Source organism: Trujillonella humicola, assembly GCF_046233715.1.
Lineage (GTDB): Bacteria > Actinomycetota > Actinomycetes > Mycobacteriales > Geodermatophilaceae > Trujillonella > Trujillonella humicola.
The window spans coordinates 17238-32144 of record NZ_JBJNRJ010000031.1 but is presented as its reverse complement, the minus strand read 5'-3'; the positions used below and the strand labels follow the sequence as shown (position 1 = coordinate 32144).

The 14907-nt window shown below is 75.9% G+C and carries 15 protein-coding genes and 1 pseudogene; 8 read left to right on the top strand and 8 right to left on the bottom strand.

What is annotated here, in order from left to right:
- Positions 1-87 precede the first annotated feature (87 nt).
- Together ACK586_RS15645 and ACK586_RS15640 are read left to right on the top strand one after the other, a co-directional pair.
- Positions 88-501, top strand: a complete 414-nt coding sequence (locus ACK586_RS15645; RefSeq protein ID WP_409331416.1) for a hypothetical protein — start codon at positions 88-90, stop codon at positions 499-501.
- A gap of 258 nt (positions 502-759) precedes the next feature.
- Positions 760-1158 (top strand): STAS domain-containing protein, encoded by a 399-nt coding sequence (locus ACK586_RS15640; protein WP_409331415.1) that lies wholly within the window; start codon positions 760-762, stop codon positions 1156-1158.
- Positions 1159-1265: 107 nt separating this feature from the next.
- On the opposite strand, the gene ACK586_RS15635 is transcribed toward ACK586_RS15640, so the two are convergent.
- The gene (locus ACK586_RS15635) at positions 1266-2273 is read right to left on the bottom strand and encodes a DNA topoisomerase IB (RefSeq protein ID WP_409331414.1); all 1008 of its coding nucleotides are present in this window, start codon (positions 2271-2273) and stop codon (positions 1266-1268) included.
- Positions 2274-2330: 57 nt separating this feature from the next.
- A complete protein-coding gene (locus ACK586_RS15630) occupies positions 2331-4160 on the bottom strand; it encodes a SpoIIE family protein phosphatase (protein WP_409331413.1) in 1830 nt (609 codons plus the stop codon).
- A gap of 210 nt (positions 4161-4370) precedes the next feature.
- On the opposite strand from ACK586_RS15630, the gene ACK586_RS15625 reads away from it, so the two are divergent.
- Together ACK586_RS15625 and ACK586_RS15620 are read left to right on the top strand one after the other, a co-directional pair.
- On the top strand, positions 4371-4862 hold the full coding sequence (locus ACK586_RS15625) for an ATP-binding protein (RefSeq protein WP_409331412.1): 492 nt from the start codon (positions 4371-4373) through the stop codon (positions 4860-4862).
- Complete coding sequence (locus ACK586_RS15620; RefSeq protein WP_409331411.1) at positions 4859-5797, top strand: RNA polymerase sigma factor SigF; 939 nt, start codon at positions 4859-4861, stop codon at positions 5795-5797. The genes ACK586_RS15625 and ACK586_RS15620 overlap by 4 nt, the downstream gene beginning before the upstream one ends.
- Positions 5798-5906: 109 nt before the next feature.
- Here ACK586_RS15620 and ACK586_RS15615 read toward each other — a convergent pair whose 3' ends face one another.
- Both ACK586_RS15615 and ACK586_RS15610 read right to left on the bottom strand, forming a co-directional pair.
- A complete protein-coding gene (locus ACK586_RS15615) occupies positions 5907-7124 on the bottom strand; it encodes an SPFH domain-containing protein (protein ID WP_409331410.1) in 1218 nt (405 codons plus the stop codon).
- Positions 7125-7167: 43 nt separating this feature from the next.
- Positions 7168-7611 (bottom strand): NfeD family protein, encoded by a 444-nt coding sequence (locus ACK586_RS15610; protein ID WP_409331409.1) that lies wholly within the window; start codon positions 7609-7611, stop codon positions 7168-7170.
- 109 nt (positions 7612-7720) lie between these two features.
- Between ACK586_RS15610 and ACK586_RS15605 the strand changes: the two genes are divergently transcribed.
- Positions 7721-8452, top strand: a complete 732-nt coding sequence (locus ACK586_RS15605; protein ID WP_409331408.1) for a hypothetical protein — start codon at positions 7721-7723, stop codon at positions 8450-8452.
- A 25-nt stretch (positions 8453-8477) separates the two neighbouring features.
- Here ACK586_RS15605 and ACK586_RS15600 read toward each other — a convergent pair whose 3' ends face one another.
- Genes ACK586_RS15600 through fabG form a run of 3 tightly spaced genes read right to left on the bottom strand, consistent with a single transcriptional unit; the run spans position 8478 to position 11129 of the window.
- Positions 8478-9605, bottom strand: a complete 1128-nt coding sequence (locus ACK586_RS15600; RefSeq protein ID WP_409331407.1) for a ferrochelatase — start codon at positions 9603-9605, stop codon at positions 8478-8480.
- Positions 9606-9654: 49 nt separating this feature from the next.
- Positions 9655-10443 carry an enoyl-ACP reductase FabI gene (gene fabI / locus ACK586_RS15595; protein ID WP_409331406.1) on the bottom strand — a complete coding sequence of 263 codons (789 nt, stop codon included), beginning with the start codon at positions 10441-10443 and terminating at the stop codon, positions 9655-9657.
- Complete coding sequence (fabG, locus tag ACK586_RS15590) at positions 10443-11129, bottom strand: 3-oxoacyl-ACP reductase FabG (protein ID WP_425330385.1); 687 nt, start codon at positions 11127-11129, stop codon at positions 10443-10445. Before fabG ends, fabI begins: the two co-directional genes overlap by 1 nt.
- A gap of 264 nt (positions 11130-11393) precedes the next feature.
- On the opposite strand from fabG, the pseudogene ACK586_RS15585 reads away from it, so the two are divergent.
- A pseudogene (locus ACK586_RS15585) lies at positions 11394-12304 on the top strand (DUF5996 family protein).
- Entirely contained in the window at positions 12301-12612 is a 312-nt protein-coding gene (locus ACK586_RS15580; protein ID WP_409331404.1) for a hypothetical protein, read from the top strand. Before ACK586_RS15585 ends, ACK586_RS15580 begins: the two are co-directional and overlap by 4 nt.
- Here the strand turns inward: ACK586_RS15580 and ACK586_RS15575 are convergent.
- A complete protein-coding gene (locus ACK586_RS15575) occupies positions 12598-12942 on the bottom strand; it encodes a hypothetical protein (RefSeq protein ID WP_409331403.1) in 345 nt (114 codons plus the stop codon). The genes ACK586_RS15580 and ACK586_RS15575 overlap by 15 nt on opposite strands.
- 195 nt (positions 12943-13137) lie before the next feature.
- Between ACK586_RS15575 and ACK586_RS15570 the strand changes: the two genes are divergently transcribed.
- The gene (locus ACK586_RS15570; RefSeq protein ID WP_409331402.1) at positions 13138-14625 is read left to right on the top strand and encodes a lytic transglycosylase domain-containing protein; all 1488 of its coding nucleotides are present in this window, start codon (positions 13138-13140) and stop codon (positions 14623-14625) included.
- Positions 14626-14907 lie beyond the last annotated feature (282 nt).

Sequence of the window (14907 nt, the reverse complement as noted above, 5' to 3'; positions counted from 1 at the left end):
GGGCGGGTAGGCGGGGAGGGACCGCGGCCGCGCACCGGCCGCCGACGGAACGCCGCGCGAGCACCGCGCAGGAGGAGGCAGCACCCCATGACCACGCCCGAGGGCCAGACCGCCCGCGACGTCCACCCCGAGGACGAGGGCATCCCCGAGGTCTCGCAGGACGACTCGCCCACCCAGACCTGGAACGAGGACCCCGAGTTCGCTCCGCTGCCCGGCGAGCGGGCCGGCGCCTCCGCCGACTTCGGCACCACGGCCTTCGAGCAGTCGCAGGGGGAGTCGCTGACCGGCCGGCTGGACCGGGAGGAGCCCGACGTGCAGCCCGGCGTCCGGGCCGCGGAGGACCCGCAGCGCGCCACGATGCAGCTGGAGCAGGACACCTCGACGTCGCCGTTCTCCGACTCGGGCACGAACACCACCGCCGACGACGTCGAGGCCACCGCCGACGCGCCGGCCGGCGGGGAGGGCCCCGAGGAGGCGGCGATGCACGTGACCGACGGCTGAGCACCGCCGCCCCGGCAGCCCTCCCCTCCTCACCGACCCGCCGTCCGGACCCCCGGGCGGCGGGTTGGCGGTCGTCGGTCCGGGTGTCTACGTTGTAAGCGCGGTTGAGCAGGCAGCCGCGCCGTGCCGGGTTCCCTCCCGGTACGGACACCGTCCGACCGGGCGTGTGCCCGGGGGCGCCGACACCGGCGCCCCGCACGGCGGTAGATTGACCCCGCGGACGTGCCGCCGGGCACTGCCGTTGAGAGGAGCTCGTCCGTGACCGCATCCGACCTGCCCGCCGAGGGGCAGTCCGACGTGCCGAACGAGGGCACGGAGGCCCCCTTCGACGACGTGATCACGCTCTCCACCACCACTGGTGAGGACGGCGCTGTCACGGTGACGGTCGTCGGCGAAGTGGACACGTTCACCGCGCCGGTGCTCCGCTCGTCGCTGGACACCCAGCTCGAGCAGCAGCCGCGCGAGCTCGTGATCGACCTGTCCGGCGTCCAGTTCCTCGGGTCGGCCGGCCTGGCCGTCCTCGTGGAGACGCAGAAGTCGGCGCGCAGCCGCGACGTGGACCTGCGGCTCGTCGCCACCACGCGCGCGGTCACCCGGCCGCTCGAGGTGACCGGCCTCATCGACCTGTTCACCATCGTGGACGGCAGCGCGCGTTGAGCAAGGCCCCCCTGCCCCCCACTGCTCGCTAGCTCGCAGCGGGCCCCTGCAGGGGGTCACCGACGACGAGGGCCCCCGCCGACCGGCGGGGGCCCTCGTCGTGTCGGTCAGGCGTGCAGCATCTGGCAGACCGCCGCCTCGAGCACCCGCTGGGCGTCGCGGTCGTTGTCGGCCCCGGCCGCCTCGCGCAGCGCGGCCGCGACGGTCTCGCCGTGCTCGAACCGGTCGACGACCCGGGGGTCGACGTAGCTGGCCTTGCACACCGCGGGGGTGTTGCCCAACTGCTCGGACACCGCCTTGTACGCCGAGCTGACCACCTTCTTGCGGCCGGTCCTCGACCTCGGCGGCGACGCCTCGGCCAGCTGGGCGGCCATGAGCACGGTCGCCGTCCAGGTCCGGAAGTCCTTGGCGGTGATCTCCGCGCCGCTGATCTCCTTGAGGTAGGCGTTGATCTCGCTGCTGGTGACGTCGTGCCAGGTGCCGTCCTCCAGCCGGTAGGCCAGCAGCTCCTCTCCCGTGCCCTCGGGGCGCCGGAGCAGCGCGCGCACGACGTCGGCGGTCGGCTTGTCGGTGATCTCGACCTCGCGCTCGAGGCCACCCTTCGCGGTGTAGGAGTAGAACGTGCGCTCCCCGCGGACCGAGACGTGCTCCCGGCGCAGCGTCGCCAGCCCGTAGGTGCCGTTGTCCTCGGCGTACTGCTCGCTGCCCACCCGGAAGGCACCGAGGTCGAGCAGCCGGACGGCGCAGGCCAGCACCCGTTCGCGGCCGAGCCCGCGGCCGCGCAGCGCGTTCACCACCTCGTCGCGGACGTCGGGCAGCTGGTGGGCGATCTCCAGCACCCGCTGGTGCTTGGCCGCGTCGCGCCGGGCCCGCCACTGGTCGTGGTAGCGGTACTGCCGCCGGCCGGCGGCGTCGGTCCCGGTCGCCTGGATGTGCCCGTTGGGCCAGGGGCAGATCCACACGTCCTTCCAGGCCGGCGGGATCGCCAGCGACCGCAGCCGGTCCAGCCGGTCGTCCTTGATGAGGACGCCGCCCTCGTCGTAGTAGGCGAAGCCCCGTCCGGCTCGCCGGCGCCGCCAGCCCGGCCCGTTCACGTCGCTGCGCCGCAGTCTCACCACCGGTGGATGTGCCGCGATCCGGTCGTCCAAACCGGAACGCGTGCGCGTCACCCGTCAGCGGATGTCGACCAACCCCGGCAGGCCGCTGATCTCCAGCACGTGCCGGGTCACCCCACCGTCGGGGGCGTGCACCACCAGCCGCCACCCCTCGTCCCGGGCGATCCGCGCGATGGCCAGCACGACCCGGACGGCCGCGCTGCTGAACAGCGTCACGCCGGTCAGGTCCAGCTCCACCCGGCCGGTGCCGCCGTGGCTGGCCTCGAGCAGCCGGATGCGCAACTGCTCGGCGCTGAGCATGTCGAGGTCGCCGTCGACCCGGACCACGGGCCGCTCGCCGGTCCGGTCCACGACCACGGCCGCCGTCGCCCCGACCGGTGGGTTCTCGTGACCGTCCTCCGGCACGCGGCGCAGGCGCAGCCGCAGCGTCACCGTCGTCCCGCCCTCGTCCTGGAGGACGACGCCGTCGACCAGCTGGCGCATGATCAGCAGCCCGCGACCGCGGCTGCCCGGGTCGCGGTCCGGGGGGCGCCACGTGCCGTGATCCCGGACGACCACGGTCAGCACGCCGTCCTGGTCGACCGCCGCCAGGACGTGCACGGGGCCGGGCTCGCCGTCGCGGTAGGCGTGCTCGGCGGCGTTGGCGGCGGCCTCCCCCACCGCGACCATGACGCCCACCCGGTCCTGCTCCCCCATGCCCAGGCGGTCCAGCCACGCGCCGAGCCGGCGGCGGACCGCGGGCAGCGACGACGGCACCGCCGGCAGCTCCAGCCGTAGCGGGGCCGGGGTGTCGGCCAGGCGGTGGGCCACCAGGACGGCGACGTCGTCCGGCCGGCCCGCGGGCGCGGGCAGCCGCTCGGCCACGGCGGCGGCCAGGTCGACCGAGCCGATGCCGTCGCCACCGTTCCCTGCGGCGACGACCGAGCGGGCGACCTCGGCCAGGTGGGTGAGCCCCTGCGTCGGCGGTGGTCCGGCGGCGGCGACCGCGCCGTCGGAGAACAGGACCAGCGTCGCGCCCTTGTCCAGCACGAGGGAGGAGACCTCGGTGCGGCTGCCGGGGACGCTGCCCAGCGGCGGGCGGGGCACCAGCCGGAGGAACGACGTGCTCCCGTCCGTGGCGACGACCAGCGGCGCGGGGTGCCCGGCGGCGGCGTAGGTCAGCCGGCCCGTGCCGGCCTCCAGCACCCCGTAGAACACCGACGCGCCCTCGACGTCGTCCATCTGCGCGGCGAACTCGTCCAGCGCGGCGATCACCGCCCCCGGCCACGGGTCGCGCATCGCCACCGACCGCAGGGCACCGCGCAGCCGGCTCATCGCGCCCGCCGCGGGCGCCCCGGAGCCCACGGCGTCGCCGATCACGAGGGCGAGCCGGCCGGCCCCGAGGGGGACTGCGTCGTACCAGTCCCCACCGGCGGCGCCGGCCGACGTCGCCCGCTCGTAGCTGCCCGACACCCGGATGTCGGGCAGCAGGGGCAGCGACGGCGGGAGGAGCGCGGACTGGACCTGCTCCACGAGCAGGACGTCCGGGTCCGGTCCGGCGGCGGTCTCCAGGACGAGCAGGACCCCCGGCTCCCCGGCGACGGTGAGCGGCTGCAGCACCACGGTGGCCGGCGGGCCACCGTCGCCCAGCAGCCCGGTGACGGTCTCGGTCCGGCCGGTGCCCAGCGCGACGCGGGCCAGCTCGGCCACCAGCCGGCCCGCCACCACGGGCAACCCCTCCCGGTCGGACGCCAGCCGGCGGGCACGCCCGTTCGCCCAGATCGGCTGCAGGTCGGCTCCGGCCAGGCAGGTGATGGCCGCCGGGGCCTCCTCCAGCGCGGACACGAGCGCGGCGGCCGTGACCTCGGCGAGCTGATCCGGCGACGGGGCGCCCTGGCTGGTGTCCATCTCCGGTCAGTGGACACCAGGCCCCGGACCCCGGCAACCGCGCCGGAGGCGGGTTTGCCACGTCCGCCACCGGGGTATCGAGCCTGGTCGGGCACCGCTCCCGGGCCGCCCCCGTGCCGCCCGGCTCGGTGGGCTCCTCGGGCAGGATGGTGCAGCGGAGCTGCCGCCGCCGAGGCGCCGGCCCGGACGACGATCGAGGAGTACGGACGCATGGTGGATCGCAGGGGCGCACTCGCCCAGGACGGGCGGCGCGCCGAACGGCTGGAGCTGCGGGTGCCCACCACGCCGACCCAGCTGCCCGCTGTGCGGGCGATGGCCGGCGACCTGGCCATCCGGATGGACTACGACCTGGACTCGGTCGAGGACCTGCGGCTGGCCGTGGACGAGGCCTGCGCCACGCTGGCGGCGATCGCCACGCCGGACGAGCCGCTGACCGTCGTGTTCGAGACCACCCGCAGCGGCCTGCACATCGACGCCTGGGTGCCCACGCCCGACGGCACCGAGGTGCCCCGGGACGGCTTCGGGTGGGCGGTGCTGCAGACCCTCGTCGACGCCGTGGACGCGCGGCCGGCCACGCAGGCGGAGGTGCCGGCCGGCGACGGCAGCGGTGCCGCGGTCGCGCTGATCTCGGTCGACAAGTTCCTCCCGGGCCAGGGCCCGAGCCCGGTCGGCTCGGACCGGAACGTCTCGGTCGCGCGGTGACCCCGGGGGCCGCCACCGGACACCCGACAGCCGAGGAGGAGACCCTGGACGGCGAGGAGACCGCCCCCCGGGACGAGCAGGACCCCGTCGAGGGGACCGACGGCGTGGACACGCCCGTTCCGGCCCCGCGGGCGGACGAGCGCGAGGAGGCCGAGGACGCCGCGCCGGTGTCGGACAACCGGCGCCGCGCCGAGCGGACCGCTCCGCTCTTCGCCGAGCTCGCGTCGCTGGACAAGGACGACCCGCGCCGGGAGCGGCTGCGGGAGATCCTGGTCGAGGAGCACCTGCCGCTGGTGCGGCACTTCGCCCGGCGGTTCAGCAACCGCGGCGAGCCGTTCGACGACCTCCTGCAGGTGGGCACGCTCGGCCTCATCGCCGCGATCGACCGGTTCGACCCGACGCGCGGGGTGGAGTTCCTCTCCTTCGCCGTGCCGACCATCACCGGCGAGATCAAGCGGCACTTCCGCGACCAGGGCTGGTCGGTGCGGGTGCCGCGGCGGCTGCAGGAGCTGCACCTGTCGCTGAACTCCGCCGTCGGCGAGCTGGCGCAGAAGAACGGGCGGGCGCCGACCCCCAGCGAGCTCGCCGAGCACCTGGGCATCCCCCGCGAGGAGGTGCTCGAGGGCCTGGCGGTCGCCAACGCCTACCGCAGCAGCTCCCTCGACGAGCGACTCTCCGGCGAGGACGACTCCCCCACCCTGGCCGCGACGCTGGGCGAGGAGGACGCCGCGCTGGAGGGCGTGGAGTACCGCGAGTCCCTGCAGCCGCTGCTGGCCACCATCCCGGCCCGCGAGCGGCGGATCCTCATCCTGCGGTTCTTCGGCAACATGACCCAGTCGCAGATCGCCGCCGACATCGGCATCTCGCAGATGCACGTGTCGCGGCTGCTCAGCCAGACGCTGGCCAAGCTGCGCGAGGGACTGCTCAAGGACTGACGAAGGACCCCGTCCCCCTCACCCCGCACGCTCTGGGGCGAGCCCCTGGACGGGGCCTGACGCCGGTGGCCCGGGACTCGCGTCGAGTCCCGGGCCACCGGCGTCTGCGCTACTGCTGGGGCGGCGGCTGCTGCTGCGGCGGCAGCTGCGGCATGGGCGGCGCCGGCGGCGCCTCGTCAGCGGCCGTCCGCGCCATCGAGCCGGTCTCCGGCATCTCCGGCGAGGGGATGCCGGGCGCGGCATCGGTCAGGCTCGTCATCTCGATGCGGGCCTCCGGCTGCTCCGCGGCCGGCGGCAGCTGGGACTCGAACCACCCGCTGGTGTCCATCTCGCGCATCGGGCGGGCGTCCCCGTCGGCCGAGCGGTCGACGTCCATCCACGACCGGCCCTCGCCGTCGGCGCCGCCGAGCCGGGACAGCCCCTCGAGCGCCTTGCTGAACTCGCTGGGGACGATCCACATCTTGTTCGCGTCGCCCTGCGCGATCTGCGGCAGCGTCTGCAGGTACTGGTAGGCCAGCAGCCCCTGGTCCGGCTTGCCCTCGTGGATCGCCTGGAACACCGTCTCGATCGACTTCGCCTGGCCCTGCGCGCGCAGGTAGATGGCCGCCCGCTCACCCTCGGCCCGCAGGATCCGGCTCTGCCGCTCGGCCTCGGCCTCGAGGATCGCGGCCTGCTTCTTCCCCTCGGCCGAGAGGATCGCCGCGGCCTTCTGGCCCTCCGCCGTGGTGATCTGCGACTGCCGCTGGCCCTCGGCCTGCAGGATGATCGCCCGCTTGTCGCGGTCGGCGCGCATCTGCTTCTCCATCGAGTCCTGGATGGACGCCGGCGGGTCGATGGCCTTGATCTCGACGCGGGCGACGCGCAGGCCCCACGGCCCGGTCGTTCCGTCGAGGACCGACCGGAGCTGGCTGTTGATGCCGTCGCGCCCGGTGAGCGCGTGCTCGAGGTTGAGCCCGCCGACCACGTTGCGCAGCGTCGTGGTGGTCAGCTGCTCCATGCCGGTGATGTAGTTCGCGATGCCGTACACGGCCAGCCGCGGGTCGGTGACCTGGAAGTAGACGACGGTGTCGATGCCGACCTGGAGGTTGTCGGCCGTGATGACCGGCTGCGGGGGGAACGAGACGACCTGCTCGCGCAGGTCGATCGTGGCGCGCACGCGGTCGATGAACGGCACGAGGATCGACAGGCCGGGCGACAGCGTGCGGCTGTAGCGACCGAGCCGTTCGACCACCTTGGCCTGCGCCTGAGGGACGATCGTGACGCTCTTGGCGATCACGACGACCACCAGCAGGGCGATCACGACGAGCGCGATCAGGGCGGGGGTCACGGGAGGGCTCCCTTCGAGGGGGTGGGCAGGCCGGGGTGGCGGGTCACTCGAGCTCGAGCGCGTCGCCGACGACGGCGGTCGCGCCGTCGACCTGGAGGATCCGGACCGTGGCGCCGACCGGGAAGGACTCGCCGCCGAACTGGCTGCGGGCGGTCCACTCGTCGGCGCCGAGCTGGATGCGGCCGCCGTGCGCGTCGACCGCGCGGGTCACGGTGGCGGTCGAGCCGATGAGCGTGGCGACGCCGTCGAGCTGCTCGGGGGTGCGGTCGACCAGGTGCCGCTTGGCCAGCGGCCGCACCAGCGCCAGGAGCAGCGCGCTGACGACGATGAAGGCGACCAGCTGCAGGAACAGCGGCCCGCCGAGCAGGGCCACCGTCATGCCGCCCACGGCGCCGCCGGCGAACATCAGGAGGAAGAGGTCACCGCCGGAGAGCTCGCCCGCGGCGAACAGGCCGGAGGCGATCAGCCACAGCAGCCAGGGGTCCACGGACCCACTCTGGCATTCCGCGACGGCGCGGGCACGTCGCGGGCGATCTTGTCACACGACCGTTGTGCGGCCGCCCTCCTGCCGGACGCCGGGACGTAGCCTCGCGGACGTGCACGACCTCCCCGCCGGCCGCCTCGCCACCTGGGCCACCGCCTGGCTCGGTGGCCGCTGCTCCTTCGACGAGGCCCTCGACGCGCTGACCGGCGAGGCCGCCCACCTGGTCACCGGTATGCCGGGGACCGACGGCGCGGTGCCGCTCGGGCGGAGCCTGGCCGCGCTGCGCGGGCTGGGTGAGCGGCGCTTCGCGCTGGTGCTGCCGGTCGCCGGGGACGTCCGCGGCCTGCCCCGCTCCCCCGGGCTGACCCCGCTGGCCCTGGAGACCGGGCAGGCCGCCGTGGGCGCCGGCCTGGTGCTGGTGCCGCAGCCGCTCGGCGAGGTGGTCACCTGGACGGCGTTCCCGCTGGCCGGCGTCCCGGCGCCGCCGCCGGTGGAGGGCACCCTGCGGGCCGCCTCGGGCGCGCTCGACCTGGCCGTGGCCGACGCGGCCCGCACGCTGGCCGGCCTGGACCTCGCGCGGTGGCACCCCGAGGTGCCGACGCTGCTGGCCGGACTGGCCCGGGCCGCCCAGGTGCCCGGGATGCCGTCCGACACCGATCCGCTCGCGCTCTCGGTGCTCGCGCGGGCCCAGCGGCTGGCCCGGGTGCTGGACCTGGCCATGGCCGACACCCCCGGGGGTGCGGTCACCACCGCCCAGGCCGCGGCCCGCGACGAGGCGCTGCGGCCACTGTCCGACGCCGTCCGCGACGCCCTGACCGCCGCCTACAACTGGGTGCCGAGGTAGCAGCCGACCCCGCGCGACGTGCTCCTCAGCGGGCCGGGCGCGACGGCCGGGCGACGAAACAGCAGGCGGCGGGGCAGTTCGTGCCCAGCCGGGGCGGCCCGCCGGCGCGGCGCTCCTGCAGCAGTTCCCGCACGGTCGCCACGAACGCCGGATGCGTGCCGGCGGTGCCGGCCCGCACGAAGCTCAGCCCCAGCCCGGCGGCGGTGTCGAGGGCCTCGTTGTCGAGGTCCCAGGCCACCTCGAGGTGGTCGCTGACGAACCCGACCGGGAGGACGACGACCGCCGTCTCCCCCGCCGCGGCCAGCGTGCGCAGGTGGTCGTTGACGTCGGGCTCCAGCCACGGCACCGACGGGGGCCCGCTGCGGCTCTGCCACACCAGGTCCACGGGGCGCCCGGGGTCGACGGCGTCGACGACCGCGCGGGCCGCCGCGTGCAGTTCCTCCTGGTAGGCGCCACCGTCCGGCCCGGCCACCGCCGCCATCGCGTCGGGGATCGAGTGCGCCGTGGCGACCAGCCGGGCGCTGCCCCTCAGCTCCTCGGGCAGCCGGGCCAGGGCTGCCGACAGGGCGTCGGCGTTGGCGCGGACGAAGCCGGGAGCGTCGAAGTAGTGCGGCAGCTTCTCCGCCGTCGGGGCGCCGGACCCGACCGCCGCCCGGGCCCGGGCGACGTCCTCGTGGTACTGCCGGCACCCGGACGCCGAGGCGTAGGCCGAGGTGGCGAAGACGTACACGTGCTGCACGCCGTCGTCGGCCATCTGCCGCCAGGCGTCCTCGACGTAGGGCGCCCAGTTGCGGTTGCCCCAGTAGACCGGCAGGTCGATGCCGTGCGCGGCGAGATCGGCCTCCACCGCGGCGATCAGCGCCCGGTTCTGGTCGTTGATCGGGCTGACGCCCCCGAAGTGGTGGTAGTGCTCGGCCACGGCCTCGAGCCGTTCGCGCGGGATGCCGCGGCCGCGGGTGACGTTCTCCAGGAACGGCAGCACGTCCCCGGGGCCCTCGGGGCCGCCGAAGGAGAGCACCAGCAGGGCCTCGCGCCGCCCGGGAGGCGCGGGGGTCGCGGCCGGCTCGGCGCCGCCGTTGTTGCGGACGGCGAGCGACGGGTCCTCGTCGGGGCGCTGGCCGGGGTGGATGTCGACGTCGGTGGCGCGGGGCACGGAGGGGTTCGCCTGTCCGGTCGGGATCGGATGCGGGACCGGACGCGGATCACACGCCGACGGCGTGGAACCCGCCGTCGACGTGCACGATCTCGCCGGTGGTGGCCGGGAACCAGTCCGACAGCAGCGCGACGACGGCCTTGCCGGCCGGCTCGGTGTCGGTCACCGACCAGCCCAGCGGCGCTCGGGTCTCCCACGCGTCCTCGAACTGCTTGCTGCCGGGGATGGACTTCATCGCCATGCTGCGCAGCGGGCCGGCGGCGACCAGGTTGACCCGCACGCCCTCGGGACCGAGCTCGCGGGCGAGGTAGCGGGAGGTGGACTCCAGCGCCGCCTTGGCCGCCCCCATCCAGCCGTAGACCGGCCACGCGACCGACGCGTCGAAGGTCAGGCCCACGACCGACGCACGCTCGGCGAACAGCGGCCGGCAGGCCTGCGTCAGGGAGGCCAGGGACCAGGTGGAGACCTGGAACGCGGTCGCGGCGTGCTCCCAGGCGACCTCGGGGAACCCGTCGCCCATCGCCTCCTGCGGGGCGAAGCCGATCGAGTGCACGACGCCGTCGAGGCTGTCGAAGCCCTGCTCGCGCAGCCGGTCGGCCAGCGTGCCCAGGTGCTCGGGGTCGGTGACGTCGAGCTCGATGACCGGCGGCTCCTGCGGCAGCCGCTTGGCGATCCGCCGGCACAGCGACAGCGTGCGGCCGAAGTTGGACAGGACGACGGTGGCGCCCTGCTCCTGGGCGATCCGCGCCGTGGCGAAGGCGATGGACGCCTCGGTCAGCACGCCGGTGACGAGGATCTTGCGGCCCGCCAGCAGGCCGGTCGCCGTCGTGTCCGTCATCAGTGCCCCATCCCCAGTCCGCCGTCGACCGGGACGACCGCCCCGGTGATGTAGCCGGCGTGCTCGCCGGCGAGGAACGTCACGACCCCCGCGACCTCCTCGGCCGAGGCGTACCGGCCCAGCGGCACCTGCCCGAGGATCTCCTGCTGCCGCTTCTCCGGGAGGGCGGCGGTCATGTCGGTCTCGACGAAACCCGGTGCCACCACGTTGGCGGTGATGCCGCGCCCGCCCAGCTCCCGGGCGATCGAGCGGGCCAGGCCGACCAGCCCGGACTTGCTCGCCGCGTAGTTGACCTGCCCGGCCGAGCCGAGCAGCCCGACGACCGAGGAGACGAAGACCATCCGGCCGGCGCGGGCGCGCACCATCTTCGGTGTCGCCCTCTTCGCGACCCGGTAGGCGGCGGTCAGGTTGGCGTCGAGGACCTCGGTGAAGTCCTCCTCCTTCATCCGCATGAGCAGCCCGTCGCGGGTGATGCCGGCGTTGCTGACCAGGACCTCGACGGGGCCCTGGTGCTCCTCGACCTCCGTGAACGCCCGGTCCACGGCCTCGGCGTCGGTGACGTCGCAGGTGACGCCGAACAGCCCGTCGGGGACGCCGCTGCCGCGGTGGGTGACGGCCACGGCGTCCCCCTGCGCGGCGAACGCGCGGGCGATGGCCAGGCCGATCCCCCGGTTGCCCCCGGTCACCAGCACCGACCTGCCGCCAGAACCCACCGTCGAACTCCCCTGCCCGAGCGCCGCTGTCGCCGTCGAACCTAGCCCGTGGGTCCGCGGCCCAGCGCGCTACCGGCGGGTACGGGCGGCGAGACGATCACTCCGCGGTCGCCGGACCACGCGTCGCCACCGCGCCGGTCGCGGTCCGCGGCCGATCCGGCGGCACACTGGGCGGGAAGGGCCTGCCCCGCGGGCCGCCGACGGAGAGGACGGGCGCCCGTGCAGCTGTTCCCGCCGATGCCCTACGCCGAGTGGTCGGACACGCTGGCGACGATGCACCGGATCGCGCAGATGGCCGGGCGCGTGCGGCTGCTGAGCAGCCCGCGGCGCAACCACTGGTGGAACGTCCCCTTCCACGTGACCGGTCGGGGCATCACCACCCGGCCCATGGGGCTGGACCCGACGTTCACCATCGACCTGGACCTGGTCGACCACCGGCTGGACGTGGCCACGATCGAGGGCCGCCGGGTGTCCTCCCCCTGGTCGGCCGCTCGGTGGCCGGTGTCCACGCCGACCTGACGGCGGCGCTGGCGGCCCTCGGTGTCGACGTCGACATCGCCGGTGCGCGGCCCTTCGACCTGCCCGACGCCGGCCGCCCCTTCGCCGAGGACGACGAGCACGCGTCCTACGACCCGGCGGCCGTCACCCGGTACCGGCAGGTCCTCAGCCAGGTGGGCATGGTGCTCGAGGAGTTCGCCGGCCGCTTCTCGGGCAAGACCAGCCCGGTCCACCACTTCTGGCACACCTTCGACCTGGCGGTCACCCGGTTCTCCGACCGGGTCGTCGACCACCCCGCCGGCGCCGACGCCGTGACGCGCGAGGCGTACAGCCGCGAGGTGGTGAGCTCCGGTTTCTGGTTCGGGGACCCGACCTTCCCGGACCCGGCGTTCTACTCCTACACGGCCCCGGAGCCGCCCGGGCTGGCCACCGACCCGCTGCCCGCGGGCGCGTACTGGCTCCCGCGCGGCGGCAGCTCCCTCGCGGTGCTGCCGTACGACGTGGCACGACGGTCGGCCGATCCGCGGGCCGCCGTCCTCGACTTCCTCGAGGCGGCCTACGTGGCCGGCGCGACCCGGGCCGGCTGGGACGTCCCCGGTCTGGCCTGCGTCGAGGGCAGCACCGACCCGCTCCGGAGCGCCCGGTCGTGACCCTCTCCGACCTGCGCACGGCGCGCGGGGTGATCCGGTTGCTCAACAGCAGCGACGGCGGCGTGCTGTGCCTGGCCGGCGAGGTGGACGCGGCCGCGGTGGCCGACTTCGTGCGGCGCTACGGGCGCGAACCGCTGCCGGTCGCCAGGATCGACGCCGGGTCGGTCACCGCGCTGTCGCCGTCCGGCCTGGAGATCCTGCTGGACCACCTGGAGGTGGCCGCACGCAGCGGGCGGCCGGCGACCCTGCGCCGCTCCCCCGCCGTCCTGCGCCGCCTCGCCGAGGCAGGCGCCTCAGTCGGTGGGTGAGCCGGCACCGTTGTAGACCTGCTTGCGCACCCAGCCGGCCAGGCAGTGCAGCGCGGCATGTCCCTCGGCGGAGGCGAAGCCCTGCTCGACGCGGACGGCGGCCAGCAGCTCCCCGCTGTCGGCGGTGCCGGTCCGGGCGAAGCGCCCGAGCACCTGACCCGACGGCGTCGCGCTGCTGAACATCCCGGCGATGCCGAGGGCGGTGCAATCGGAGACGGCGACGGTCACCGGGGCGCGCACGACGGCACTGCGGGCGTCCAGGACCGAGGCGACCTCGCTGAGCACCGTGAGATCGCCGGCAGGCGCCTTGGCCCGGCTGTTGATGATCACGAAGCCTCCTCGCTCCTCACGGTCGTACCCGACGAGCATCGGCACCTCCGGCCGCGGTCTCCAGCCCTTCCCGGGTCCGCACCGCCCGCACGGGTGAGGCTCCCCCGACCGGCACCCCCCGCTTTGGGCAGCGCGCCGCCACGCCGCCGGGCCGCACAGTGGAGGCGGTGGATCAGGCGGCGGGGGGACGGACCGATGGCTCAGCAGTCCGGCACGGGGCCGCGGGACGGAGCCCGACGGTCGCCGGCCCCCCGGCCGCGGACGGGATGGCTGCACGCGTCCGCCCTCACCCGCGGGGCGGCCGTCGTCCTCACCGTCGCGGCGCTCACCGCCACCGCGCGGACCGACCAGCCCGTCCCCTCCTCCGGCGCTCCCGGCCAGGACCCCTCGTGGGCGGCCTCCCAGGGCACCACCGGACCGGCGCGGGACGGGTCCGGGAAGCACACCGTCGCCGCCGGCCCGGTCCCCCGACCGGCGGGCGGCACCGCCGGCCCGGCCGCGGCACCCGGGACGCCCACGCCCGCCGGCGACGACCCCGCGCCGGCCGCCCCGGTGGCCGCCTCCGCCCTGACCGCGAGCGGTATCCCGTCGCTCGCCCTGGACGCCTACACGGCCGCGGCCGCGGCCGGCGACTGCGGCGTCACGTGGTCCCTGGTCGCCGCCATCGGGCGCGTGGAGTCCGACCACGGCCGGTTCGCCGGCGCGGTGCTGCAGACCGACGGGCGCTCGGCACCCCCGATCCGCGGCATCCCGCTCGACGGGACCCGCTCGTCGCTCATCCGGGACACCGACGGCGGGCGCCTCGACGGCGACACGACCTACGACCGCGCCGTCGGCCCGATGCAGTTCATCCCGTCGACGTGGGCCCGCTACGCCGCCGACGGGGACGGCGACGGGAGAGCGGACCCCGACGACATCCAGGACGCCGCACTCGCCACCGCCCGCTACCTGTGCGCCGCCGGCGGGGACCTCACCGGTGTCGAGGGCCAGCGGCGGGCCGTCTACGCGTACAACCACTCCGAGGAGTACGTGGCCACCGTGCTCACCCTCGCGGCGTCCTACGCGGGAACGCCGGTGCCCACGATCCCGACCGAGGCCCTGCCCCCGCCCTCGGTCCCGCCGGCCGACCCCGCCCCGCCACCGGCGGTGGCCGCCCCGCCACCGCCGGCGGCGCCGGGGACGCCGCCTGCCCCGCCGCCCGGCACCGTGCCGGCTGCGCCGCCGCCTGCCCCGCCGCCCGGCACCGTGCCGGCTGCGCCGCCGCCTTCATCGACCGCTGTCCCGCCGCCGACCACGGCCCCACCGTCGACCGCTGTCCCGCCGCCGACCACGGCCCCACCGCCGACCACGGCCCCACCGTCGACCACGGCCCCGCCGCCGGTGTCCACCGCCCCACCGTCGACCACGGCCCCGCCGCCGCCGTCGGCCCCACCACCGACCACCGCCCCGCCCGCGCCGTCGACCACGGCTCCACCGACCACATCGGCGCCGAGCCCGGCCACCTCGGCCGCGCCTCCGCCGTCCCCGTCCGCGCCCCCCGGGACGCCGTCGGCGACGTCCCCCACCACGACGGCCCCGGGCACGACGACCCCCACCACGACGGCTGGGGCGGCCGAGCCGCCCGCTCCTCCGGGGACGGACCCGTCCGCGACCCCCTCGACGTCGGGCAGCCCGCCCGCATGAGCGTCCCGCCCGCCCGCCGGCGCACCCTGAAGCGCCGAGCTCCGATCAGGGGCGCGGGCGGGCGGGGCCCGGCCGGCGGACCGGTCCGGACCAGGCGTGGGCGCCTCCTCCGCCACGCGCACCGCACCGGTACCGGCCGGCGCACGGTCAACATCTGACGAAGCGGACCAGTTCGTCTCGTCCTCGTCCGTCCTCGCGCCGACCCCTGCCGGTCTCCTACGGTCAGTGCCAGCACGGACGCGCACCGTCACCGACGGCCTCCCGGCGCCGCGTCCGCCGATC

Bases quoted from the DNA above. Each gene is read 5' to 3' on its own strand.
- ACK586_RS15645 (WP_409331416.1), top strand. From the start codon at position 88: ATGACCACGCCCGAGGGCCAGACCGCCCGCGACGTCCACCCCGAGGAC.
- ACK586_RS15630 (WP_409331413.1), bottom strand. From the start codon at position 4,160: ATGGACACCAGCCAGGGCGCCCCGTCGCCGGATCAGCTCGCCGAGGTC.
- ACK586_RS15625 (WP_409331412.1), top strand. From the start codon at position 4,371: ATGGTGGATCGCAGGGGCGCACTCGCCCAGGACGGGCGGCGCGCCGAA.
- fabI (WP_409331406.1), bottom strand. From the start codon at position 10,443: ATGACGGACACGACGGCGACCGGCCTGCTGGCGGGCCGCAAGATCCTC.
- ACK586_RS15570 (WP_409331402.1), top strand. From the start codon at position 13,138: ATGGCTCAGCAGTCCGGCACGGGGCCGCGGGACGGAGCCCGACGGTCG.